This is a genomic window from Dolomitihabitans soli (assembly GCF_022213955.1).
Classification (GTDB): domain Bacteria; phylum Actinomycetota; class Actinomycetes; order Streptosporangiales; family Streptosporangiaceae; genus Streptosporangium_A; species Streptosporangium_A soli.
The window spans coordinates 81406-103954 of record NZ_JAKNTW010000030.1 but is presented as its reverse complement, the minus strand read 5'-3'; the positions used below and the strand labels follow the sequence as shown (position 1 = coordinate 103954).

Annotated in this window: 17 protein-coding genes and 1 pseudogene; 3 read left to right on the top strand and 15 right to left on the bottom strand. The window is 71.2% G+C overall.

The window, feature by feature from the left end; genetic code table 11:
- Positions 1-345: 345 nt before the first annotated feature.
- Positions 346-513, bottom strand: a complete 168-nt coding sequence (locus MBA17_RS39020; protein WP_238502728.1) for a hypothetical protein — start codon at positions 511-513, stop codon at positions 346-348.
- A 31-nt stretch (positions 514-544) separates the two neighbouring features.
- On the opposite strand from MBA17_RS39020, the gene MBA17_RS39015 reads away from it, so the two are divergent.
- Both MBA17_RS39015 and MBA17_RS39010 read left to right on the top strand, forming a co-directional pair.
- The gene (locus MBA17_RS39015; RefSeq protein ID WP_455432939.1) at positions 545-937 is read left to right on the top strand and encodes a DUF2637 domain-containing protein; all 393 of its coding nucleotides are present in this window, start codon (positions 545-547) and stop codon (positions 935-937) included.
- Positions 938-1020: 83 nt separating this feature from the next.
- Positions 1021-1869, top strand: a complete 849-nt coding sequence (locus MBA17_RS39010; protein WP_238502726.1) for a hypothetical protein — start codon at positions 1021-1023, stop codon at positions 1867-1869.
- A gap of 512 nt (positions 1870-2381) precedes the next feature.
- Here MBA17_RS39010 and MBA17_RS39005 read toward each other — a convergent pair.
- The 7 genes and pseudogenes from MBA17_RS39005 to MBA17_RS38980 all read right to left on the bottom strand — a co-directional run bounded on the left by MBA17_RS39005 (position 2382) and on the right by MBA17_RS38980 (position 7947).
- A complete protein-coding gene (locus MBA17_RS39005; RefSeq protein WP_238502724.1) occupies positions 2382-3629 on the bottom strand; it encodes a serine hydrolase domain-containing protein in 1248 nt (415 codons plus the stop codon).
- Between the two features lie 200 nt (positions 3630-3829).
- On the bottom strand, positions 3830-4000 hold the full coding sequence (locus MBA17_RS39000) for a hypothetical protein (protein WP_238502722.1): 171 nt from the start codon (positions 3998-4000) through the stop codon (positions 3830-3832).
- Positions 4001-4055: 55 nt separating this feature from the next.
- Positions 4056-4139 (bottom strand): annotated as a pseudogene (locus MBA17_RS50735) (hypothetical protein); the annotation flags it as partial.
- 244 nt (positions 4140-4383) lie between these two features.
- Complete coding sequence (locus MBA17_RS38995; protein WP_238502720.1) at positions 4384-5415, bottom strand: nitronate monooxygenase; 1032 nt, start codon at positions 5413-5415, stop codon at positions 4384-4386.
- Between the two features lie 347 nt (positions 5416-5762).
- Positions 5763-5906, bottom strand: a complete 144-nt coding sequence (locus MBA17_RS38990; protein WP_238502718.1) for a hypothetical protein — start codon at positions 5904-5906, stop codon at positions 5763-5765.
- A gap of 21 nt (positions 5907-5927) precedes the next feature.
- Positions 5928-6545 carry an NADPH-dependent F420 reductase gene (locus tag MBA17_RS38985; RefSeq protein ID WP_238502716.1) on the bottom strand — a complete coding sequence of 206 codons (618 nt, stop codon included), beginning with the start codon at positions 6543-6545 and terminating at the stop codon, positions 5928-5930.
- Positions 6546-7212: 667 nt separating this feature from the next.
- Positions 7213-7947: an SDR family NAD(P)-dependent oxidoreductase gene (locus MBA17_RS38980; protein WP_238502714.1), complete on the bottom strand. Its 735-nt coding sequence runs from the start codon at positions 7945-7947 to the stop codon at positions 7213-7215.
- Between the two features lie 125 nt (positions 7948-8072).
- On the opposite strand from MBA17_RS38980, the gene MBA17_RS38975 reads away from it, so the two are divergent.
- Entirely contained in the window at positions 8073-8672 is a 600-nt protein-coding gene (locus MBA17_RS38975; RefSeq protein ID WP_238502712.1) for a TetR/AcrR family transcriptional regulator, read from the top strand.
- Here MBA17_RS38975 and MBA17_RS50730 read toward each other — a convergent pair.
- The 7 genes from MBA17_RS50730 to MBA17_RS38945 form a co-directional block, all read right to left on the bottom strand.
- A complete protein-coding gene (locus MBA17_RS50730) occupies positions 8614-8874 on the bottom strand; it encodes a GNAT family N-acetyltransferase (RefSeq protein ID WP_455432938.1) in 261 nt (86 codons plus the stop codon). The genes MBA17_RS38975 and MBA17_RS50730 overlap by 59 nt on opposite strands.
- Positions 8875-8968: 94 nt before the next feature.
- Entirely contained in the window at positions 8969-10495 is a 1527-nt protein-coding gene (locus tag MBA17_RS38970) for a hypothetical protein (protein ID WP_238502710.1), read from the bottom strand.
- 4 nt (positions 10496-10499) lie between these two features.
- Entirely contained in the window at positions 10500-14351 is a 3852-nt protein-coding gene (locus tag MBA17_RS38965; RefSeq protein WP_238502708.1) for a hypothetical protein, read from the bottom strand.
- 2 nt (positions 14352-14353) lie between these two features.
- Positions 14354-16987, bottom strand: coding sequence for a hypothetical protein (locus tag MBA17_RS38960; protein ID WP_238502706.1), 2634 nt, complete (start codon positions 16985-16987; stop codon positions 14354-14356).
- A gap of 27 nt (positions 16988-17014) precedes the next feature.
- Positions 17015-20335, bottom strand: coding sequence for a DUF6603 domain-containing protein (locus tag MBA17_RS38955; RefSeq protein WP_238502704.1), 3321 nt, complete (start codon positions 20333-20335; stop codon positions 17015-17017).
- Positions 20335-22032 carry a M14 family zinc carboxypeptidase gene (locus MBA17_RS38950; RefSeq protein WP_238502702.1) on the bottom strand — a complete coding sequence of 566 codons (1698 nt, stop codon included), beginning with the start codon at positions 22030-22032 and terminating at the stop codon, positions 20335-20337. The genes MBA17_RS38955 and MBA17_RS38950 overlap by 1 nt, the downstream gene beginning before the upstream one ends.
- Before the next feature lies 1 nt (position 22033).
- On the bottom strand, positions 22034-22291 hold the full coding sequence (locus MBA17_RS38945; RefSeq protein WP_238502700.1) for a hypothetical protein: 258 nt from the start codon (positions 22289-22291) through the stop codon (positions 22034-22036).
- Positions 22292-22549 lie beyond the last annotated feature (258 nt).

Genomic DNA, 22549 nt, shown 5'->3' with positions numbered 1-22549 from the left:
CCCCGAGGGATCCCTCCACGGCTACTTCGACGCCAACCCCTACGACGGCCGAGGCGACGACCTCAGCGGCCAGGGCGCCATCGACACCGAAGGCTGGACCCAGACCCTCCTTTCCGCCCAGCCCAACAGCGTCATATGACGGTCCGCACGATCCAGTACGGCGATGCCCCCGAACGCGCGGGGCATCGCCGTACTGACGCCCCGGCGCGCCGGTCAGCCACCTCATGCTCCGCCCGAGCGGCAGCTTTGCAAGGCTCGGCACAGTGCTCGTGCTTCTCACGGCTCGTGGATCCGGGTACGGCGAGCAGCGTCAACCTGGGCATCTATTCGCACAACACCACCTGGTCAACGCGATGGCCCTACCGCTTCTTCGCCCGCTGGGCCCGCGCCGGAGTCATCAACCAGATCCAGGCCGCCCTCCTGTTGAATCAGCTCGCTGATCCAGGGCGAGGCTTCACCGCCGTTGTCGTCGGCGAGCCGCAACGCGCGTTCCGACCGGTGGATCCGGCGCACTGCGACGGCGAGTGTGCTCCTTGTCGCGTTTGTGGCCGCGATCGTTTCGTTCCGTCACATGCACGAATTGGCTCTGAGACACGGGGAAGACAGGTTGGCCGCGGCGCTGATCCCTTTGTCGGTGGATGGGACGATCATCGCCGCGTCGATGTCTCTTCTCCTGGCATGCCGGTATGGCAAGGGCGGTGGGGCCCTGCCGTGGACGCTCCTGGTGGTCGGTGGGCTGGCGAGTTTGGGGGCCAACGTCGCGGTGGCCGAGCCCACATTGATCGGCCGAGTGATCGCCGCATGGCCGAGTTTTGCCCTGATCGGGGCCTACGAGATGCTCATGAGCCAGGTTCGGCGTTCTGCCGGAGAGCAGAAGTTCGCTGGTGCCCGGGAGTGGGCGAGGCAGGCGCTGGACACCTTTGAAGGTAAATGTTAATCATGTTACGCGGCAGTGATCACTATTGCTGCTTTTGCGTTCGGGTCTCGTACGGCTGACTCGGGAGTGGCGTTGTGATCAGTATGCGTTCGCGTTTCTTATGCCTGGTCGCCGCCATAACAGTGGCGCTCCCCGGGCTGGTGGCGGTCACGGCGCCGGCGTCCGGCGACACCGACACGGCCGCCGCCGCGGCCTGCATCGCGGGCGCTCCCCCGCCGGAGCCCACGCCGAACGCGGAGCGGCAGGCGGTCTCACCGATCAAGGAGCTCAAGGGCCTGACGGTCCGGCCCTCCTACACGGTCACGGCCGACGCCAAGGCGACCAAGACGATCTCGTACGACGACGTCCGGCTGGACCTTGGCGTGACTGCGCTGGACGAGCCGACCGAGATCGGGATCACGCCGCTGACCGAGGAGCAGCTCCCGGTGCTCGGCGCGGGAATGGAGAACGTGACCGAGGGGCCACGGGCCGGCTATCGGTTCACGCCGACGCCGTACGAGTTCGAACAGGACATCACGGTCAGCGTGCCGTATGACGCGGCGGAGCTCGAGGCGGCGGGGCTCACGCCGCAGGACGTGCGGACGTACTACTTCGACCCGGTGAGCAGCTGCTGGCAGGCGCTCGAGGTGGTCTCGGTCGACACCACGCGGCAGCTGATCATTTCGCGGACGAACCACTTCACCGACATGGTGAACGCGACGGTGAACGCGCCTGAGGGTCCCGACCAGGTGTCGTTCGACCCGACCAGGATCAGCGGTATCCAGGCGGCCGATCCGTCGAACGCGGTCAACCAGATCGCCGCGCCGACGGCGAACAACCAGGGCGAGGCGCGGCTGGCCTATCCGCTGGAGCTTCCGGCGGGACGCGAGGGCATCGAGCCGGCGCTGAGCGTGGCTTCGGCGCTACAGCATCTCGCCCAAGCCGGTCGCTGAACTCCCGCCGTCCCGCTTTGCGCAACACCGCCCGGATGACCTCAGCGTCCCGGTCCCGCGCCGTCCATAGCGGGCGGCGGCACGCGCCGTACCCGAACTCCGGCTTGCCGTCGCTCATAGTCCACACCGTAAACGCGCTGAGCCTTCAGTCCCAGCGTCCTGCATCAGTGCAGGTCAGGCAAATCCGTTGGAAATTTCCCCAGGACTAAAGGCCTCCCCTCGGTGGCGGAGGAGAGACTCCCGCACGCCGGGCGGGGCCCCGCCCCGCCCGGCGTCGGTTTCCGGCTCGGCCGTGAGCAGCAGGGCCGTAGCCTGTGCCGTATCGCGTTCGCGGTGCTGTGCCTGGCGGGTCGCGCCGACATGCCTCCGAGGAAGCTCTCTGCCGCGGTTGGCGACGGCGGGGGTGCAGCGGTGGATGCTGTCACGGCGCCCTCGTCATGGCCGGCGGGCCTCTGGGCGGCGGCGGCGCTGTGGCGGGCCGCCGATCGGTGACCCGCCCGCGCCGCCGCCGGTCACGGTGTGGCCGTGCCTCCGTCCACGCCGATCGCCGGGAGCGGCCGCGCTGCCCTGGTCGCCGCTGTGTCAGGCCCGCACGCCGCCTCCAGCAGGTGGTCCCCGATCGCGAAGTCGATGGCGTGCGCGACAGGGCCACCGTTCTCGTCGAGCTGCTGGTAGTTCCTCAGGTTGGTGCCGAAGGCGAACTGGTGGCCGCCGTCGGCGTTGGAGAACGCGAAGGTCTGCATGCCGGGGACGCTCCCGTCGTGCCCCCAGAACCTGCCGCACGGCAGGTCGAGGGGGAAGATCCCGAGACCGTAGTCGAACACAGCGCCTGAGAACGACCGGATGGGTACGGTCTTCTGCATCTCGGCGAGCAGGGTCGCGTCGAGCAGCTCGCCGCGCAGCAGCAGCCGGAAGAAGCGGTTGAGGTCCTCCATCGTCGAGGCGACCGCACCCGACGTCCAGGCCCAGGACATGTTGTAAACGCTGTAGTCCTTGGGCGGGTCGAAGTACCCGAACAACGCCTCGTACGCCTTGGAGCTCGGCCCGGGGAGGTACGGCGTACGCGGGAACGACGTGTGCCGCAGCCCGGCCTTGCGGAAGACGTGGTCGGTGATGTACCGCTCGGCGCTCGTGCCCGTCACCTTCTCCAGCAGCAGGCCGGCGATGACGAAGTTGGTGTTCGAGTACGCCCCGGGTGTCACCCCCGGCTGCCCGGTCGCGGGGGCGCCGAGCCCCGCCCGCGCCAGTTCCTCGGGCGGGAAGGTACGGAAGCGGTTGGCGTCCAGGCTCTCGACCGTCGGGAAGAGCACATCGGTGTGGTTGGCGATGTGGCTGGTGTGGTTGAGCAGCATGCGTACGGTGATTTGCTGCCCGCGCTCCCCCGGGATCAGCTCCGGCAGGTAGCGGCCGATGGGGGCGTCGAGCTCGATCGTGCCCTTGCCGACCTGCTGTAACACGGCGACCGCGACGAACGATTTGGTGATGCTCCCGGCCCGGTGCACCATGTCTGGACGCATCGGGCGGCGGGTCTCGGCGTCGGCGACGCCTGAGGCGCCCTTCCAGCTCCGCCGGCCGTCCACGACGTTCGAGTAGATGCCGTACATGCCGGCCTCGTGCACGGCGTCCAGCGTCTGGCGCAGCCGCTGCCGGTCGAGGCCGCCGTCTTCAGCGGCGGCCACGGGGCTCGCCGCGAGCAGCGCGACGGCCAGGGTCGCGGCTCCCAGCCGCGAGGCGAACGTGGCTAATCGACGAATGGTCATGACGCTCAGCATGAGCCTTCCGCTCGGCGGAGGGTAGTGCGTGTGTCACAGGACCCGCATGACAGAAATCAGCTCTCGCACCGGGTCGGCGCGGCCGTCGTCGGCGAGACCGTGCAAGGCGGTGTCCATGACACCTGCCTTACCGCCCCTGGCCGCCGGGAACGTCTCCCCAGGTCACAGCAGGCGACCGGGGCCGCAGCTCAGGTGCGGTTCCTGCGTGGATATGCAGGGGGGGGGTCACTGCGGGCGAGCTTCTGCGCGGACACCTCGGCGTCGTCGGCGACCTGGAACGGCTTTCCGTCGCCGCTCCCCTCCACGACGAACCCACCGTGGCGCTCGCTGAACTCCCGCCGTCCCGCCTTGCGCAACACCGCCCGGATGACTCAGGTTCCGCGCCAGCAGGTCGTAGAAGCGCTTCTTCTGGGCGGGATCACGGCGGCGGCTCACCACATGCATGATCACTAGGCGCGGTGGGCGGACGATGCCCAGGCCGGTGTCCAAGGCGATCATCTCGTTGCGAACCACCTGGTAACCGGTCGCGTTCCGGCACCTCGAACGCCTCCACCACGGCGGCGTGGGTCGGCGTCGAGCAGTGCCTGGATCTCGCCTGGTGTGCGGCCTTCGACCAGGTCGACGTACAGCAGCGGCATCGCGGATCTCAGCCCTGCCGACCGGTGACGACGGCGAGCAGACCATCGTCGTGTTCGTTTTCGGATGTCATGGGCGTTCTCCCATCGTCGGTTCGTGTGGCGGGTTACAGGTTTGCCGTGAGGCGGGTCAGGATGCGCGCCGCGGGCTCGGCGGACGCGTGCCGGAAACCGGTGCCGGCCCACAGGTGGAGGCGCTCGGTGTCACCGGCGGCGGCCGCGGCTCTGCGCAGTGGGCTGGTCAGGTGGTGCAGTGCGGGGTAGCCGGCCGGGGCGAGGTGGTGGTAGCGGTCGGTGAACGCGTTGCGGAGCGCGCGTGCGGGGCGGCCGGTGAACGCGTGGGTGACGAGCGTCCGGTCGCGGGCCGGGTCGGCGAGAGCGTCCTGGTGCGTTTTTGAGGCGCCGCTTTCGTCGGAGCGGATCAGGACGGTGCCGACCATGGCGGCCGCGGCGCCGGCCCGCAGGACCTCGGCGACGGCATGGCTGGTGGCTATACCTCCCGCGGCGATGAGCGGGAGATTGGTCACGTGGGCCACTTCGCGCACGAGCCGGGCGATCGGTGTCGCTGCGGGGATGCGGTCGGGGGTGAGGGTGCCCGAGTGCCCGCCGGCCGCACCGGCCTGCACGGTGAGGAGGTCAGCACCGGCGTCGGCGGCGCGGAGCGCTTCTTCGGTTGAGGTGACCGTTTGCATGATCAGCGTGCCGGCGGCGCGTAGCGCCTTGATGATCGCCGGATCCGGGATGCCGAAGGTGAAGCTCGCCAGCGGGACGGGGTCCGCCAGGAGGAGGTCGATCTTATCTCGCCAATGGTCGTCGTCTTCGGTGAGGGCGACTTCGGAGAGAGTGAGTCCGTACTGGTCGGCTTCGGGCTGGAGGGTGAGGGCGTAGCGGCGGTAGGCGGCGGGGTCGACCGGGATCGGATTGGGGGCGAACAGGTTGACGCCGAACGGAACGAAGGCGGCCCGTGCCTCGGCAATCTGCTTGGCGAGTGCTTCTGGATGCTTGTAGCCGCCGGCCAGCAGGCCGAGGGCGCCGGCTTCGGCGGCGGCCGTGACCAGCCGGGGTGTGGTGGGTCCGCCTGCCATGGGTGCGGCCAGCACGGGAACGGACAGGCCGATGGCGGTCAGTGCGCTGTTCATCGGGCTCTTCTCCCCTGCAGGCTTGGATCCGGGCCGGGCCGGTCCGGATCGTGGGACACCACCGAACGATCAGTTCGTTCTCGGCTCGTCGTCCTCGCTCCGAGGTTAAGAGGTGGGACTCGCGACTGTGAAATGCCGATTGTGGTCCATTTATGCTTCTCAGGAATTTGGCTGCCGTCAGGGAGTCGTGGAGCTTCTCGTAAACCGACCGGAGCAGGACCGGAGGGTCGGGCGGGGACGCGAGCAGCGGAACCAGTCGCGGGATGTTCGGCGCCATCCATTCGCCGTGCTTCTCGAAGCCGGCGACCGACGTGTGGGCCTGGATGACGGTCAAGGGCGTGGCCTCGTCATCGATCGACTCGTGGACCGAATAATGAAAGGCATTCCGGGTCGGCGTTGATCGAGTCGGCGAACTCGCGTAGGAGGCCGATCAGAGCGTCGCGCTTACCAGCCGCCGGCTGGGGCCGGTTGATGAATACCACCGTGGCCATGTTCTCTCCTGGAGAGAATCTTCAGAGGACCTCGGCGCCCAAGGCGATGTCGAAGCCGGCGCCGTTGCGTGCCAGGCCCACCAGGAGGATTCCGGCCCATTCAAGGACGTAGGCCATCTCGAGCCCTCCTGCGTCGAGGGCCCGCATGTCCAAGCTCTCCAGAAACGCCGCGACACGTGCTTTCGCCTCGGCGCTGTCGCCGGCGAAGAACACGTCCAGGGGCGTGTCTTCAGCAAGGACGCCGCGGAAGATCGAATTGAATGCCTTCACGACGTGTGCACCCTCGGGGGCGGCGGCGGCGATCTGCTGGGACACCGAGTTGCCCGCGGTAGTCACGAGTCCACTTACGTCGGCGTTGAACGGGTTGGTGATGTCGATGAGGATCTTGCCGGCCAGCGCATCGCCGTAGTGCGCGACCACTTCAACCGCGCCGGTGTACAGGACGGCCACGATGACGATGTCACCCGCCGGCCTTGCGCCGAACGTGCCGACAGTGGCTCCGTTGCCGATCTGGTCGGCGAGCGCCTGAGCCTTGGCGGTGTTGCGGCTCATGAGCTCGATGGTGTGGCCGTGCTTCGCCGCCCGGGTGCCGATGGCGGTGGCCATGTTGCCCGAGCCGATGATGCTGATGGTGGTCATGACGTGTTCCCTTGTTGTGTATGGATCAGTTGGTCGTGGGGGTCTTGCTGGCGTGCTGGGCCGGGGTGTCGAAGGTTCGCCGGCGACCAGGTGTCGGATCGGCCCGCTGACGACCTGGTCGACGGGCTCGGGCTGGCCGGCCTCGTGGTGGAGCCGGGTGCCGCCGCGGATCAGGGCACCGCAGATGACGGCACCCGCCCAGAAGGCGCCCGCGGCCCACCAATAGCCGACGGTGAACCCGTGCACGGTGGCGCTGACGACGGCGGTGCTGCCGTGGTGGGTCAGGTAGTGGTTGGTGGCGGTGGCGATAGGCGGCACCGCGGTTGCGGTCGGCGAGTACGCGTAGCGGGTGACGGTCGACCTTCTAAAGCACGACGAAGCCGTTTAGCCGGAGACCGCCGGCGGGATCAGTGCGACCGCCGAGCTCCAGCCGTCGGTCTGGGCCTTGGCCGAGCCGAAGACCACCCCGAAGATCGCCGCCGAGCCGACATCATGTCGTACTGCAAGGACGGCAACGACGCGAACTCGGCCTGGACCTCCGCGCCCGGCTGGACGCGCGATACCAACCCGCTCCAGCTCGGGTACCTGCCGGCGCCGCGCCGCGCCAGACCGCCGGGACCGGCGCCCGGCCTGCGCGGCGCGGCGCTGACGACCACCAGCGACGCGCTCAGATCACTGTGGTGCCGCCGTCGACAACCAGCTCCATGCCATTGACGTAGCTCGAGTCGTCCGAGGCGAGGAACAATGCGACCGACGCGATCTCTTCAGGGCGGCCCATCTCTCGCCGCGGGATCACGGATTCGAACTGCGCCTTCATCTGCTCGTCCAACACCTCCTCCATTTTCGCCGTGACGACCGAGCCGGGGGTGAGCACGTTCGCCCGGATCCTCCTGTCCCTCAACTCGGACACCCACACCCGTGCGTAGGCGTGCAGTACGGCCTTGCTCGCTGCGTACACGCTCCAATCGGGGTAGCCCCGGAGCGACGCGTTCGACCCGGTCATGACGATCGAGCCTCCGTCGTTGAACAGTGGCAGCGCCTTCTGGACCGTGAACAGCGTGCCGCGCGCGTTCAGCGAGAAGGCGGCATCGAACTGCTCCTCGGTGATCTCGCCGAGCCTGCCCTGCTCGCCGGTCCCGGCACTTGCCCACAACACGTCGACCGTGCCCTTTTCCTGCTTGACCGTCTCGAACAAACGGTCCAGATCATCGAGGTCGGCCGAATCGCCCTGCACGCCGGTCACGTTCCGGCCGATCAGCTTGACGGCTTCGTCCAGCACGTCCTTCCGCCGGCCCGAGATGAAGACGTGAGCTCCTTCATCAACGAACAACTTCGCACCGGCCAGCGCCATCCCACTTGTCGCGCCTGTGATCACCGCAACCTTGCCATCGAGCTTTCCCACGACCACTCCATTCACATGCTGTGCCGATGTTATGTACACCGATCTGCGTACTTAACGTAGCGAACAGTCGCGCGGGGTGCAAGCTATGCACACCGATCGGTACCGAAGTGGGCTACGCTGGGCATGTGACAGAGTTGGAGAAGGGGCCGCGGGGCCTGCGCCGCGGCAGGGGCGCACGAGAGCGCATCCTCAGCGCGTCACATCGACTGTTCCGCGATCAAGGCATCAACTGCACCGGCCTGGACCAGCTCTGCGCGGTGGCTGAGGTGTCCAAGCGCACGCTTTACCAGCACTTCACCGGCAAGGACGAGCTGATCGCCGAATGCCTACGCCGATTCGATCCCGACATCCTGCCCGAAGTGTTCGACCGCACCGACCTCACACCTCGCGAACGACTCCTCGCCGCGTTCGACGTGCACGCGCCCCTGTGCCCATTCATCGCGGCGGCCGTCGAAATCCCCGACCCGGGCCACCCGGCACGCGTACACGCCCGCAACTACAAAAAAGGCTTTGCCGCCCGGCTCACCGATACCGCCCGCGAGGCCGGCGCCACCAACCCCGAACAGCTCGGCGAGCAACTGGCGCTGCTCCTGGACGGCGCCTCGGCCCGCAGCCGAGTCCTCAACACCGAAGCGTTCACCACCGCCGCCGCCATCGCAGCCGTCCTCATCGACAACGCCATCCCCACGGCAGCGGCACCGGCCGGCGCAAGCGCTGTCGAGTAGCACGGCCAGGATGACGATGACGCCGGCCGGGGCGGCGCCCCACGTTCCGGCCGTGGCGCCGGCGCCGACGTGTTCGAAGGCCAGCAAGGATGGCCTCGGAGGCGTAGCCGTGCCCCCAGTGCGCGCGGCACAGGCGGTAGGCAATTGAGACGGTCTCGCCCGCGTCGGTGGGGGCGTGGTCCCACAGGCCGACCCCACCCACCAGAGATCTAATACCCCGTCACAGCTGCCGGAGCTGTTCGCCGCGGCGTGGGCGGCCCGGCCGCGGTGAGAGCGCGGTGGGGGCAATCAATCGGTCACTCGTCGGCTGTGGGAGGGACCGGCTGCATGACGTCGAAGCGGAGCGGGAACGCGGGTGGGGTGAGGAGGGGCTGGCGGCGGCGCTGAGTCCACAGGACGGGGGCGCCGGTGGTGGTGCGGGCGAGGACGGCGCGGCGTTCGACGCGGACCCCGTCGGCGGGGATGGCGGCGGGTTCGAGCTGGTGGGTGGGATGGACGCCGCCGGAGGCCGGGTCGATGAGGAGGTCGCTCTCGGCCTCCGGGAGGAGCACGGCGACCGGGCCGGACAGGTCGGCGGCACGCCCCTGGACGAAACGCCGGATACCGCCGATGGCCTCGATCTCGTACGGGTGCCAGTAACGGGGGAGGCGGGTCATCGGCCGGTACGCGAAACCTTGGCGGCCGGCGGCATCGATGTGCGCCGGCGGGTCGGGAATCGCGTCGCCCTCGCCGCTGACGCTGCGGCCACGCAGGCGTTGTTCGACCGCCCACAGCAGGTTGGCGTCCTCGTCGGTGCCGATGGCGACCTCGTCGAGGACCGGCCCGGTCAGCGGGGTGGCGGCGGTGGCCCAGACGATCAAAGATCGCGAATCGAGCCCTTCGGTGGCGAACAGGCTCCAGCCGGTGGGTGGGGCGAGTGTCCAGTCGTCGCCGAAGGAGTCGTGCACGATCACCTCGTCCAGGGTGACCACGTGACCGGCACGGGCCGTCACCGGGAAGGTGAACCAGTTGTCGGACTGGTTCACCAGCAGGTCGATGAGCAGTAGCGTGGGCAGGTGCGCGCGGTCCGGGGGGTAGCCGCCGATGTCCACCTTGGCGTCCTCGATCTGCCACCAGCGAGGTAGCGGCGCACCGGGGTACACGACGCGGCGCGGGTACAACTCCACGGCGTCGGCCGGTTCGGTGGCCGCCCCCAGCGGATGGTCGGCGTCCACCGAGTACCAGTCCAGGTCGCCGCCGTCGTGCCGGTCGAGGGTCAGTACGGCGTCGCCCGCGGTGAAGGTGGTGCTGTAGCTGAGTTCGGCCGGGTCCCACAGGTCGGCGGGCTCCTGGGCGGGTGGGCGGTACCCGCCGAACCACGCCTCGTCGAGGCCGAGGGAGGCACGCCGCCGCCAGAGGATCCTGCCGTCGAACCCGGTGCCGTCCAGGATCTCGTACGGGACGGGGAGCGCGGTGAGCAGGAGTTCGGGGTCGGCGGGGAGCGGGGTGCCGGCGGCGAGCGCGGCGGCCGCCACGGCACGCCCGGCCGCGACACGGCGGCCGGTGGACCACGAGTCGCCCGGTTCGGATTCCACGATGGCCTCGGCGGGCACGGAACGCGGATCCAGCGCGGGCTGCTCGCCGATCGGATCGATCGGGGTCAACCTGGCCCGGTAGCTGATCCGGACCGGAGACGACGCGTCCTCGCCCTGGTGCTCGCCGAGTTGCCACTGCCGCCCGAGCAGCCAGGCCGGATCGGCCACCTCGGCGGTGAAGCCGCGGGCCAGATCCGTCTGCGCCGGATCGGCCTCCAGCCGATGCATCGTGCCGTACATGAGCGCCATCGCGTCACTTTCGAGGTTCCAGGGGGACCGTGGTGGCCCCGGTGGCGGGCAGGAGGGCGGTAGGCAGCATGCCGCGCAGGCCGGGGGACAGGTCGGCGGGGCGGGCGACCCGGGCGTGGGCCAGTTCCCGGGCGCCGGCGACGAGCTCGACCAGCAGGTCCGGATCGAACTCGACGGCCGGGTCCGGCGGTACGGCCAGCAGGATCGCTTGCTGGGCGCGGGCGCCCGGAGCGTCGAAGCCGAAGGTGACCGCGGTGGTCTGCTCCGTGTCCGGGATCACCTCGGTGAACCGGTCGATCACGGCCGCCGCGACGTCCGGCCCGCCCGGCGGGGCGTTCAAGGCCAGGCCGGAGCCCGCGAAGGCGAGGATCAGACGGCGGCCGTCCTCGGCGGTGACCTGCCACGGATCGCCCGGCTTGTTGGTCCAGGCGGTCAAGGCGGGACCGCAGGATCGCGGGGTCTCGGCGACGAGCTGGTGCGCCTCGATCCGGGCCACGGACTCGCGTACGGCGGCGACCGTGGGCAGCCACTCGTCCCCGATGCCAGGGTCGGCGGTCAGCGCCGGGAGGGCCGTGCGTGGCAGGCGCGAGGTGACGGCGAGCTGGCCGGTGGGGGAGGCCAGCGCCGCCAGCGCCGCCACCAGATCGTCGCGAGCGAGCGCGGCGGCGGGGGACGGCTCGCCGGGGCCGGGCGACGCGGTTCCGGGGGCGGCGGCCAGCCGGGCGGTGAGGAGGTCGGCGGCACGCTCGGCGACGGCGATGACCTGGGCGTCCGGGCCGGTCGCGCCCGGCGGCGGGTCGGGGGCGACGCCCCAGGCACGGGCGGCGCGGCCGAGCCTGGTCAGCACGGCGAGGTCGGGCACGGCGGCGCCGAGTTCGGTGACCAGCGCGGCGCCGAGCGCGGTCAGCGTGTCTGCCACCACGATGTACCGGGCCAGCAGGTCGGCGTCCACGGTGGTGACGTCCACCACCGCGTCGGCCTGTTCGGTGAAAGCGTCGGGACCGGCGGGCCGCCGGCCGAGCAGAGCGGTCAGCCGGGCGGCGGCCTCGTAACGGGCCGGGCCGGTGCCGCCGGCGAGCACGGCGTCGGCCGCCTCGACGCCGAGGTTCGCGGCGCCGGCCTCGACCGCCAGGCGTTCCAGGTCGGTGAGGGAAAGAGCGGGCGCGTCCACCGGGAGCAGCCCGAGGTCGGCCAGGGTGACGGTCGCGGTCGCGCCGCTTCCCTCGGCGACCGTGAACGTCCAGCCGCCGGCCGTGCCGAGCTGCTGTTCGAGGAAGAGCGCCACCGAGGGGTCGGCGAGCAGCCCCGGACTGAGGCAGGCCCGGTCCAGCGGGTCCGCGGGCGGCACGGGTGCGGTCACGCCGGGCAGCGCGACGACGACGCAGGTGGTCACCGCGCGGCCCTGCCGCGGCGTCCGCAGGATCTCCAGGTGCGGCGGGCGGGACAGTCCGGCGGCGGCGTCCATGACCGCCCCCGCCACCTCCGCCCGCCCGTGCGTGACATGCTGCACCGCCTCGGCGACGAGCAGGTCGCCATAGGCGTCCACGGCCGTCCGCAACCGGGCCAGTCCCGCCAGCCGGTCCGGGTCGAGGGACAGCGAGGAGGGCGGCGCGGCGAGTACGGCGAGCCCGTCGCAGACCCGCCGCCCGGCGTGCTCGGTGCGAACCGGGAAGTCGTGCCGTAGCCGCGCCACGTCGGCGGGTGCGAAGACCACCCGTTCCACCTCGCGGCCGAGCGCCTCCGCCAGATGCGCCCCGACCCGCACGTGCTCGGCGATCCGGTCGGCGTCCCGCACACCGCGTGAGGTCAGCTCCAGGTCCCACCGCGCCGAACCGTCGTTCACCGCGCGGTCCCGCAGCACCGTCGCGGCCAGTGCCTGGGCGGGGGAGGGGGCGTGGATCATCCCGGCGGAGTTGGGGCCGGGCGTACCCGGCCGTGGGCCGTCCACCCATCCGTACACGCCGAGCCGCGAGCGGGTGTCCCCGTCGGAGAGCAGGGTGTCGAGGCGGCGGGTGGGCAGGCCGGTCAGCCACGGGTCGACCCGGAACGCGGCGGTGTCCACCACGGCCCGCAACAGCCGTTCGACACGGGCCTCGTCCAGGGAGGTCAGCCCGAGCAGGCCGTCGGCGACGGCGGCGAACCGGCGGGCTTCGGGTGTGGGCGCGGTGAGCGCCGCCACCGAGACGGCGGAGATCCACGACTGCAGCCTGCCGGGTGTCGAGGCGTCCCAGGCGACGGGTTCCGGCGCGGGCGGCGGATCGCCCACGATCACCCGGCCGACGTCCCCGATGGCCACCTGGAGCGAGCGGATGGCCAGCCGCAGCAGCAGGCTGTCCGGCGGGAACCTGAGCAGCTCCTTCTCCAGGGTGTCGATGCTCTGGTAGATCCACGGCACCTCGTACGCGATCTCGACCAGGCGCTTGAGCACCTCGCCCAGCCTCATGCCCTCGGGTAGTTTCTCCGGCACGACGAGTGGTATCCGCAGCGGGCGTGGCGCGCCGGCGGTGCCGTACCGGCGCACCGGATCCAGCTTGAGGTCACGGGACAGCGGGTGCCGGTCGTGCCAGGCCCGGTCCAGGTCGTCCCAGGTCAGGCCGTAGCCGAGCAGGGTCAGGACGAGCCACCACAGTTCGAGTGGCCAGGCGTGCCGGTGCCGGAACAGCGGTGAGGCAGGCAGTTGGCCGATCAGTTCGAGCAGCTGGGCGGTGGAGGCGCCGACCACCGTGCCGCGGGCCCGCGCGGCCGCCGCGTACTCGGCGCGGAGCCGCAACAGGGGCTGCGCGAGCGCGTCCTCGACGGCGGGGTCGCCGGCGTCGGCGGTCCACCGGTCCAGTACGGTCACCGGCAGCAGGCCGTAGGGCTGGGAACCGACCCGCAAGGTGGGGAACGGGCCCTCGGGCAGCAGCGCGGCCGGCGCCCAGGCCGCCGCGTCCGCGGTGCCATCACCGGTGACGCCCCACACGTCCTGCCCGGCGAAGCCCCACAGCGCGGGCCAGAGCCCGGCGACCATGGCGGTGGACGGGTCCCGGTGCGGTTCGGCGGTGCCGGGCAGCGGGCCGAGCCGAGACGGATCACCGGTGAGCGCGGCGGACACCTGCCGCTGCACCTCGGTGGGCGGGCTTTCGAGGAGATCGCGCCAGGGCATCGGGTCCTGGCCGAAGGACGCGGCCGGTCTGCCGTCCACCGAGTTGGTCGGTTCGCCGGGCGCCAGCAGGCCCAGCCGTCCCGCGTCGCGGTGGTCGGCGAAGAGCCGTGCGGGGTCGCCGTCGCCGAGCCCGGTGACGTACAGGACGTCGATGTCGGCGGGGTTGCCGGACAGCGCGAACTTACCGGCGAGCCCGGCGGCGACCGCCTCGTCCCAGTTCTCCCACCAGCGGCGGTCGCCCGGCGCGTCCGGGTCGGGGAAGTCGGTCAGCAGCCGGGTCCGGTCGACGGTCAGGGTCAGCACCTCGACCGGCGGTCCGCCGCCTCTGGCCAGCCAGACGTGCAACTGTTCGGGGAACCCCTCGACGCGGGGGAAGGCGGGCTCGGTCCTGATCTCCTCCGGCGCCGCCTCCCGTACCGTGATCGTGCCGCCCGGGCCGGGGGTCGCCATGCGCCGGACCAGGTAGAGCGCCCGGGCGCCGCCGCCGACGTGGCCGGCGAGGTCGCGCCACGCCTGCTCGGCGGCCGCCGGGGTGGTCGCCTGGCCGAGCGTGTCCGCGTACAACCGGAGTGCTTCCAGTTCGCCGTCGGAGACCTTCGGATCGTGCCGGGCGAACCAGGGTTCGTCCGGCACGACGCGAAGCCGTACCAGTCCTGGTGAGAACCGGGTCTCGATCCGTACGGGAAGCAACACCCCGATGGTCGCGTGCATCCTCATCCTTCCGGGTCGAGCCGGTCGCCGCGGATCAGCACCCGGACCGGCCGGGCGAAGCTCGCCGCGGCCCAGGTCTGCGGGGCCGCGGAGGCGGATTGGTCGTTGGCGAACCGGTAACCGGCTGGAGGTTCCTCGAAGACCAGCCAGTGCCGCGTCACGGCGTCCGGGTCGAAGCCCTGGAAGCCGAAGAAGGTCACGTCCGTGCCGAGCCGCCCCTGGAAGCCGGGGAACACGCGCGGCGCGGCGGGGTCGGGGTCCTGGCCGAAGTCCGGAACTCCGCCGTGCTCGGCGGTGACCAGGTAGACCAGGGTGGCCGGGTAGCGCAGGAAGAGCTGCCCGCGGGACACGATCACCAGGTCGCGCTGTGACACTCCGGCGGGGCGGTGCGGTGCGGTGCCGAGTTCGCTGGCGTCCGGCCAGGTGAGGATGCCGCGGATGTCCGCCACCGGCAGGCCGGTGGCGGTGTCGCGGCGGTTCCAGAACTCCCGCAGCGGGGTGCAGCCGGTGGCGACCGGGATGTTGCGCCAGCGCAGTTCGGCGAGCAGTTGCGTGTTCAGCCCGACGAGCAGCGAGTCCACGAACCTGGGGTTGGTCTCCAAGGCGATCACCGAGTTGTCCGGCAGCGCGCCGACGCCGGGCAGCAGCCACTCGGCGAACGCGTCGTTCACGTCGCTCCACACCGGGCGGTCCAGGCCCACGCACACCTCCGGCGGGGCCAGCGGCTGGGCCGCGTCGAGCCCGGTCACGGTGGCCAGCACCCGGACCCGCGCGGGGCCGTCCACGCCGGTCGGATCGAAGGCGGCACCGACCTGCTCGGACATCGCGCCGAGGTCCACCGGGTCGCACGGAACCTCGTCGGCGGGCGGTTGCGCGAACGCGCGGAGCAGGTCGAGCAGGTCCTCGGGGGAAGCCGGGTGCGGGTAGCGCTCCAGCAGGTCGCGCAGCGCGACGGCGAGCCGCTCCACCGCGTCCTTGTCGTCCCTGACCGCCGCGGCGGCCGCCAGCGACGCGAGCGCCACGGCCCACGGTGCGGGTGAGCCGTCCGCGTGACTCCGCTCCAGCCGTCTGGCGAGCGCCTCAGTCAGTTCGCGGAGGTCCGGATGGGCCCGCGCGGCCAAATCGTGTGCCTGGCCGGCAAGCGGTTCCAGCTCGACGTGCCCGGTCTCCACCGCCTTCTGGCGGTTGGTTTCCAGGTCGGCCGGATCGATGCCGTGCTCGCTGAGCGGCACCCCGTCGTCGCTGCGACCCGGTTCGCGCGGGCAGTCGTTCAGCGCGATCAAGACGTCCCTCGGCCGGACGCGACCCCGTGTGGTGAGCCGGGTACGCGGCGGGCCGGTCCGCAGGATGCGCCGCAGCGCGGTGGAGAACACGCCGCTCGGCAGCGGACGGTCAGCAGCGGTGGCCAGGTCGGCGACCGTGCCGGAGGGGGTGACCACGCGGCCCAGGGCGGGCCCCAGCAGCCACAACCGATCCAGCGGGTCGGCGGGCATCCGCCGGTTCCACAACCCGCCCGCGGCCTGTAGCCCCAGCACGAGCTGGGCGATCCGCTGACGGGCCTCGGCCAGCGCGCCCGCCGACGCGCTCACCTCGGCGGACAGCTCCTCCTGCAGCCGGATGCCCAACTCCAGGCCGACACCGGCGACGCCGCGGTCCCTCGGGTCGGTGTTCAGCGTGCCGCCCCAGACGGTCTGTTCGGGGGCGCCCAGCCGCCACGCCTCGCCGTACCGGGGCAGGCCCACGATGGGGCGGCCCTTGTCGTCCCTGGCGGGGGTGCGCAGGCCGTCCAGGTCGCTGAAGACCGCGGCGGGCAGCGGCGCGTCGACGGCGCCCAGCGGGGCCAGCGCGCCCCGGACCTCCAGGTCGCCCGCCTCCGGGACGCGGGGATAGTCGAGTGGGGCGCGCCCGGTCTCCGGACTGGCCGCGCCGGGACGAAGCAGCGCTGCCAGGTCCTCGAAACTGCCGGGGGGAGTCGCGGTGCGAAACGCCCACCAGTCGTATACCTGGACGCTCACGGGAGCGGTGCCGTTCCAGTTCCGTTGCCCGGCGGCGTCGAACGCGGGCACCAGCACGGCCACGTAGTCGGTGCCGGGCTCCAGGGGATGGGAGCCGGACAGCACCCGGGCGATCCGCCGCCCTTCGGCGTCCTGCTGGACGTGCGCCCACGGATAGTGTCCGCCCGCCGCGCCCAGGGGATGTTTCTGCTGCACGCCGGGGGTGAGGGTCACCTGGCCCGCGGCCAGGGTCAGCTCGACGTCCGGCCGGCCGGTGACGAGCACCAGCCACGGGTGCTGCCCGCCGGTGCCCGCCGCCGGCCGGGGCGCGGGGGTGTACCGCCAGGGCAGCGTGACGTCGGCGAACTCCACGTGCGGGCAGCGGTCGGTCTCGTGGTCGATGGTGCCGGGCGCGGGGTACCGGTTGGTGATCGCGCCGGGTGCAGGCCCCACCACGTCGGCCGGTCCGGCCAGCAGGAAGTTGACGGTCCCGGTGGCGGTACCGGTCGGCGCGCCGTCCGGAGCGGTGCCGGTCAGCGTGACGGTGGTCGTGACCTTGGCTCGGCCGTCCTGGACGCCGGTGGCGAGCCCGGCGATCCGCTCCCGCGCCCACCCGTGAAACGTCAGCCGCTGGTCGGCCATGCCACCCTCCTGGAAAGGTCGTCGCGACTAGAAGGACATGGGGCCGACGAGGTCGGCGTCGGCGACCGCGGTGCCGTGGCCGCCGACCACGGCGAGTTGGTGCGCCTGGGCCTGGGACAGCCCGGCCATGGCCACCCCGCCCCCGGGGGCGTGCACGGTCCAGCTCTCGTCCCGCACGGAGAGGGCCGGCGACACCGCCGCCCGCTCGGCCGGGCCGATCCGGCCGGCCACCGCGGACTGCAGCCAGTACGGCAGCGCGAACGCCCTGATCAGGATCGGTGGAGCGGGGAGCCTGATCACCTTGACCGTGACGTCCAGCGCCGCGGACGGTCCGTCGTCGGCGCCCTCGGCGCCCAGCCGTACCCCGGCGTGCAGCCGTTCGAACGCGCGCCGGTTGAGCGCGTCGGCGTCCTTGAGTTCGGTGAAGCTGCCCGGCGCGAACCAGTCGGTCTCCGGCGTGGTGACCTGCGGCCCGCTCGCGGTGACCGTCTCCGGGCGGGCCAGCGGCGCGCCCTCGAACCGTTGCAGGAGCAGGTCGAGCGGTGCCCGCCGCTGTGTCCACGCCACCTGCCCGAACGGGGAGATCACCGGCAGTCCGGTGTTCTTCGCGGGCTCGGCCGTCACCCTCGGGTCGGCGCCGCCCACCGCCCGCAGGTTCGCCGGGTCGCCGAGTTCGCCGGCCAGTTCGGCCACCGCGGAGGCGACGGGGGTTACCGCGGGTGGCGTCGAGGAGCCCAGCTTGAACGTCTCCTCGAAGCAGATGTCGAACCAGAGGATCTCGAAGCAGACCTTGCCGTGGAAGATCACCGGCCCCGGCCCGGACACCTCCCCGGACAGGTCGAGACCGCCGAGGTTGCGGCTCTTCCAGCGGACCTTCACCGAGGCGTGGACGTCGAACCGGAAGTGGAACGGCTGGAACCGGATGAGCGTGTCGAAGGCGAGGAATCCGCGCACGTTGAACGGGCCCAGATTGATGATCACCTCGATGGACGAGCCGAACTGCAGCGTGTTGGTGGTGACCGCGAAGTAGCCCTCGAACCGGAAGTACAGGATGTCGGTCGGGGCGCCCCGGGTCATCGCGATCCGGGTCAGGCCGGAGGGGAACACCAACGGCGCCGGATTGTAGGCCGGGTGGAACCCTCCCACGGTCAGCACCAGGTACGGCTCGGCCCCCCACGAAAGCCGGAACGACGCCCCGCCGGTCAACTCCAGAATCTCCAGCAGATGGCTGTCGACCAGCACCGCGTCGAACGAGACGACCTGGCCGGCCAGGTCGATGACCCCGAGCACGTCCAACCGGATCTGCAGGTACGGTCGCCCGCCGGAGGGGTTGTCGATGCCGGCCCTGGCCGAGCCCAGGATGATGATCTTCCGTGGCCCCGGCAGCTCCATGAACACGCCGAGGTCGAACCGGACCAGCTCGGCCCAGGACAGTTGCAGCGTCGGCCCGACCACGATCACGCCGGGAGCCGGCGGGAACACCGCGGCCAGGTCGGCGAGCAGCAACGGAGCGTTGCGCACCGGGTCCTCGGGGGCGAGGATCCGTCCCGCGGTGCCGGTGATCATCCGGTTGCGCAGCGCGTCCACGTCGGTCTGCCTGTTCAGCGCCAGCAGGCCGCCCACCGACGACAGCGCCAGGCCGAAGCCGAGCTGGATCGGCGGGAAGGTGGCCCGCATCAGGATCAGCAGCGCGTAGCCGGGGGCGCCGCCCGGCATCCGGGTGTCCAGCAGCCCGGCGGCCTGCACACCGACGATGCCGAGCTTGAGGGCGAGCAGCCCGCCGTACCGCCCGGTGGGCTCGTCGTAGCGGATGAACCCGCCGCCGGTGACCGGACCCGCGTTCACCGCGAGGCCCAGCCCTAGCGGCGGCAGGAAGCGGAACGTCAGGTCCACCGGGCCCAGGTTGCCGTCCCGCACGGCCAGGTCGGCGCCCACGCCGATGCCCTCCACGGCGGCGTCGAACGGGCCGAGCGTGATGCCGCCGGTGAGTCGCACCCGCAGGCCGACTCCGGTGGCGCCGGGCTGGATGGACAGGTCGAGGCGCTCCAGCCGCAGCGGGCCGATCCGCAGCGCCAGCGGCACGATGACCGCCAGGCCGGCGCCGCCGCGCAGGGTCAGCCCGTCCTCGTCGGTCCATCGGGCGCCCAGGTCGAAGTCGATCTCCAGGGTGCCCGGCAGGACCGTGGCGAGGAACCCGTCCGCGCCACCGAACTGGAGCACCAGTCTGCCGGAGGTGATCGCGGCGTCGAGGACCAGCTTGGCGCTGATCCCGGCGCCGTCCGCGGCGAAGGCCGCGCCGAACGACGCCTGGACCGAGGCCGCGGTCAGCCGGGTGCCGGTGGCCTGGCCGAACAACAGGATCGGCCCGGGACCGGCAGGCAGCCGGGCGAACCTGGCGGTCACCTCGCCCGACACCCCGGGCGCCGGGGCCTGCGGCCGGAACGTGGCCGGTGGCTCGATCCGCAACGCCGCGCCCAGGTTGAGGTTGCCGGTGCTGTGCAGATGGGCCGCCCAGTTCCGCCCGATGGGCAGGGGGATGTCCAGCCCGGTGAGATCGAACGCGTCCAGCACCAGTTCCAGCGGAGTGGGGGTGCCCGGTGGCAGGCCGGTGACCGGCGTCAACCGGAAGAAGAAGGCGGCCAGTTCGGGCCGCCCGTCCACGTCAGGGGTCACCACGACCGGGAGGCCCAGATCGCTGAGCAGGTCGCGGACCCGGTTGAGCAGCAGTCCGGTGTCCAGCGCCGGGTCGCCCCAGCGGTAGAGCTGGGCCAGCGCCTGCGCCGGGTCGTTGAGGAGTGTGCCGAGCCGGTCCAGCCGGACCCGGCGGAGCAGGTACGCGGGCCGATCGCCGTCGGCGGTCACCTCCAGTTCGTCGAGCAGCCCGAGCAGGATCAGCGGGCGGCCCGCCGCGGGATGCCGGGTGACGAGGTAGGTGACCGCGCTGAGGTCGATCATCCGCTGCGGCAGGTCGGCGAGCACCGCCTGCACCGGGGCGGAGACCACGCCGCCGCCCTGGACCGCGGTCCGCACCGCGGCGGCGAGTGCCCGGCACGCGGTGAACGCTGCGGCCACGGCGGGCAGCAGGGTGGCCAGCGCGTCGGCGATGTCGCCCGCGTCGCCGCCGGTGAGCGCGTCGGCCAGCGCGGTGATCTTCGGTGGCAACGCGGTGAGTTCGGCGCCGGCGGAGGCGACGGCGGAGGTGACGCCCGGGGCCTGCGCCACCGCGGGGGGCACCGGCAGGCCGAGCTCGGCGAACAGTTCGGCGATCTGCCCGGCGGCGAGCCGTTCGGCGATCGGTTCGAGCAGCCGGCCCAGTTCGACGGCCAGCCGTTCGGCGGTGCCTGCCATCAGCGGATCCCCCCTTGGCCGTCGGCCTGCGCGGGCCCTGGGCCGTCGGCCTGTCGCCGCTCTCGGGCATCGGCCTGTTCCTGTGCCTGTTCCTGTTTCTTGCCGTCGTCCGGCGGATCCGGTGGCCGGTCCGGTGCCATCGGGCCGAACAGGCGCCGCAGCGCGGCGACGAGGGGACGGATGACGAGGGCCCGGACGATGGCCCGGGCCCGGGGATGGCCTTCCAGATGCCGGGCCACCGCCGGGCTGAAGCTGTAGTAGACCCGGTCGAGCAGGTCGGCGGCCTTGGCTCCAGCCGGGGTGGCCCGCAGTCGTTCGTCGCGCAGATGCCGCAGATATCGCACGTCCGGGTGAGCGGGGTCGCCCAGGGTCGCGGTCGCGATCAGGCACACCCTTTGCAGCGGTGGCTCCGGTGGCGTCGGCTGCGCCGAGGTCACGACGACCTTGAAAAGGCCGAACAGCGCCGCGTGGATCTCTCTGTTGATCTTCCGGAAATGGCCGGGGACGTCCCGGTAGTCACAGTGGAAGAACTGCTCCTCGAGGTGTCCCATCTCCAGCGTGTAGGCGAAGAGGGGTTGCCGTGCCGGGTTGAGGAACTGGCGGCTGCAGGCGTAGTCGTCGGAGCATCCCGAGTTGGGACCGCCGCCCACCGGCAGGTACAGGAACGCGCTCTGCCCGGAGACGTACAACGAGTGGGTCCACTGCGGGGTGCCCGAAGCCGGCAGGGCGCCGCCGCCCGCCGATCGCAGGATCGCGTCGCGCATGATGTCGGCGCCGAACTTGCCACGGGACCGGATCCGGTGCGGCGGGTCGTCCGGTAAGTACTCCTGGTAGTCGGTCCGGCCGACCGGCAGTTTGGAGTCCCCCTTGGGCAGCCCGTCACGCGTGCCGTTGAAGACCGCGTTCTGGAACGTCATCGTCGGGACGTCGCCGTTCTCCTCCAGACCCCAGGAGTAGAGGATGTTCCGCCCGGCCATGTGCACGTCGACGTAGTAGCCGATCGGCAAGGTGTCCAGCAGCGACTCGACGTTCTTCGTCTCCTGCTCGGAGTGCTTGCCCGGCCCGCGGTAGGTGTCCGCGGCCGGATCGGTGGATGCGGGGGTGGTGTTGCCGTACCGCGACTTGTACACCGGCACGTCGAAGTAGTCCTCGAACTTCCAGATGATGTCGAAGTTCCGGTTCAGGTCGACCCCGATGTTCCCGCCGGCCTGGGGGCTGACGTTCTTGCGCCAGCCGATGGCGTCGATGGGAGGGGTCAGGTCGAATTCCCTGCCGTCCGGGTTGACCAGTGGGAACAGATACAGGTCGAGGTTCTCCACGATGCCTTTGACGTCGGCGAACTTGATCGCCCAAGGCTTGTAGGTCACCGCCGTGCCGCCGACGGGGGTGACCGCCATCGCCGGAAAGCCGATATCGGCTCCGGTGGTGTAGGCCACCAGCAGGTTCCGGGCCAGCGTCACCAGCGCGTCCGGCGGTGCCCACTCCCGGGCGTGCACACCTCCGGTGACCAGTACGGCAGGGCGGACGCCGCCACCTTTCGCGATCTTGATGTAGCTCTGCGACTTGTTCTTGAACGTCTTGCCGGCGAAAACCGTCCGGGTGCACAAGGTGGGGAAGGTCACGGCGAGGTCGGCCAGGGCGTCCTCTATCTGGTGGGGAAGAAGGGGTGCCTTGATGTCTGGATAGGGAGCTGGCACCTCACACGTCCGGCGAAGACGGGGCGATGGAGTCCTCGACCTGCCGGTTGAACCGCTCGATGGCGTCGGTGCTCATCATCACCGTCACCACGCAGCCTCGTGCCTCCAGGTCGGGAATCACCGATTCCGCCGCGTAGCCCCCCACGCGATAGCGATCCGCGCCCAGGCTCTCCAGCGAGGGCTTGACCACGTAAAGTTCCTCGACCTCTGACAGGCCGGTCAGTACCTCGCTGGTCGCGTCGATCTGCAGCAGCGCCATGGGTCCTCCTCGCCGAACGACCTCCCGCCGTACCTAAACGCCAATGAACGTCGGCCGCTCGGGCATGTCAAGCCGTCAGGGGCACCAATGCCCTACACATGCCAAGCTGATCCCCGAGCTTGCCCCGAGTCCTTCCTCCGCACGATTTCGGGGCGGGTCACCCGGCAGTTGGCCGAGAACGTACGCACGATCGCCAGATGCGCACGACCATCCCCTTTGACTACTCATCGTTGCTATAGAGTCACTCTTAGTAGTTTT

Coding starts and splice junctions, on each gene's coding strand:
- MBA17_RS38965 (WP_238502708.1), bottom strand. CDS start 14,351: ATGCACGCGACCATCGGGGTGTTGCTTCCCGTACGGATCGAGACCCGG.
- MBA17_RS38995 (WP_238502720.1), bottom strand. CDS start 5,415: ATGAACAGCGCACTGACCGCCATCGGCCTGTCCGTTCCCGTGCTGGCC.
- MBA17_RS38985 (WP_238502716.1), bottom strand. CDS start 6,545: ATGACCACCATCAGCATCATCGGCTCGGGCAACATGGCCACCGCCATC.
- MBA17_RS38970 (WP_238502710.1), bottom strand. CDS start 10,495: ATGGCGCTCATGTACGGCACGATGCATCGGCTGGAGGCCGATCCGGCG.
- MBA17_RS39010 (WP_238502726.1), top strand. CDS start 1,021: ATGCGTTCGCGTTTCTTATGCCTGGTCGCCGCCATAACAGTGGCGCTC.
- MBA17_RS39005 (WP_238502724.1), bottom strand. CDS start 3,629: ATGACCATTCGTCGATTAGCCACGTTCGCCTCGCGGCTGGGAGCCGCG.
- MBA17_RS38960 (WP_238502706.1), bottom strand. CDS start 16,987: ATGGCCGACCAGCGGCTGACGTTTCACGGGTGGGCGCGGGAGCGGATC.
- MBA17_RS38955 (WP_238502704.1), bottom strand. CDS start 20,335: ATGGCAGGCACCGCCGAACGGCTGGCCGTCGAACTGGGCCGGCTGCTC.
- MBA17_RS38990 (WP_238502718.1), bottom strand. CDS start 5,906: ATGGCCACGGTGGTATTCATCAACCGGCCCCAGCCGGCGGCTGGTAAG.
- MBA17_RS38945 (WP_238502700.1), bottom strand. CDS start 22,291: ATGGCGCTGCTGCAGATCGACGCGACCAGCGAGGTACTGACCGGCCTG.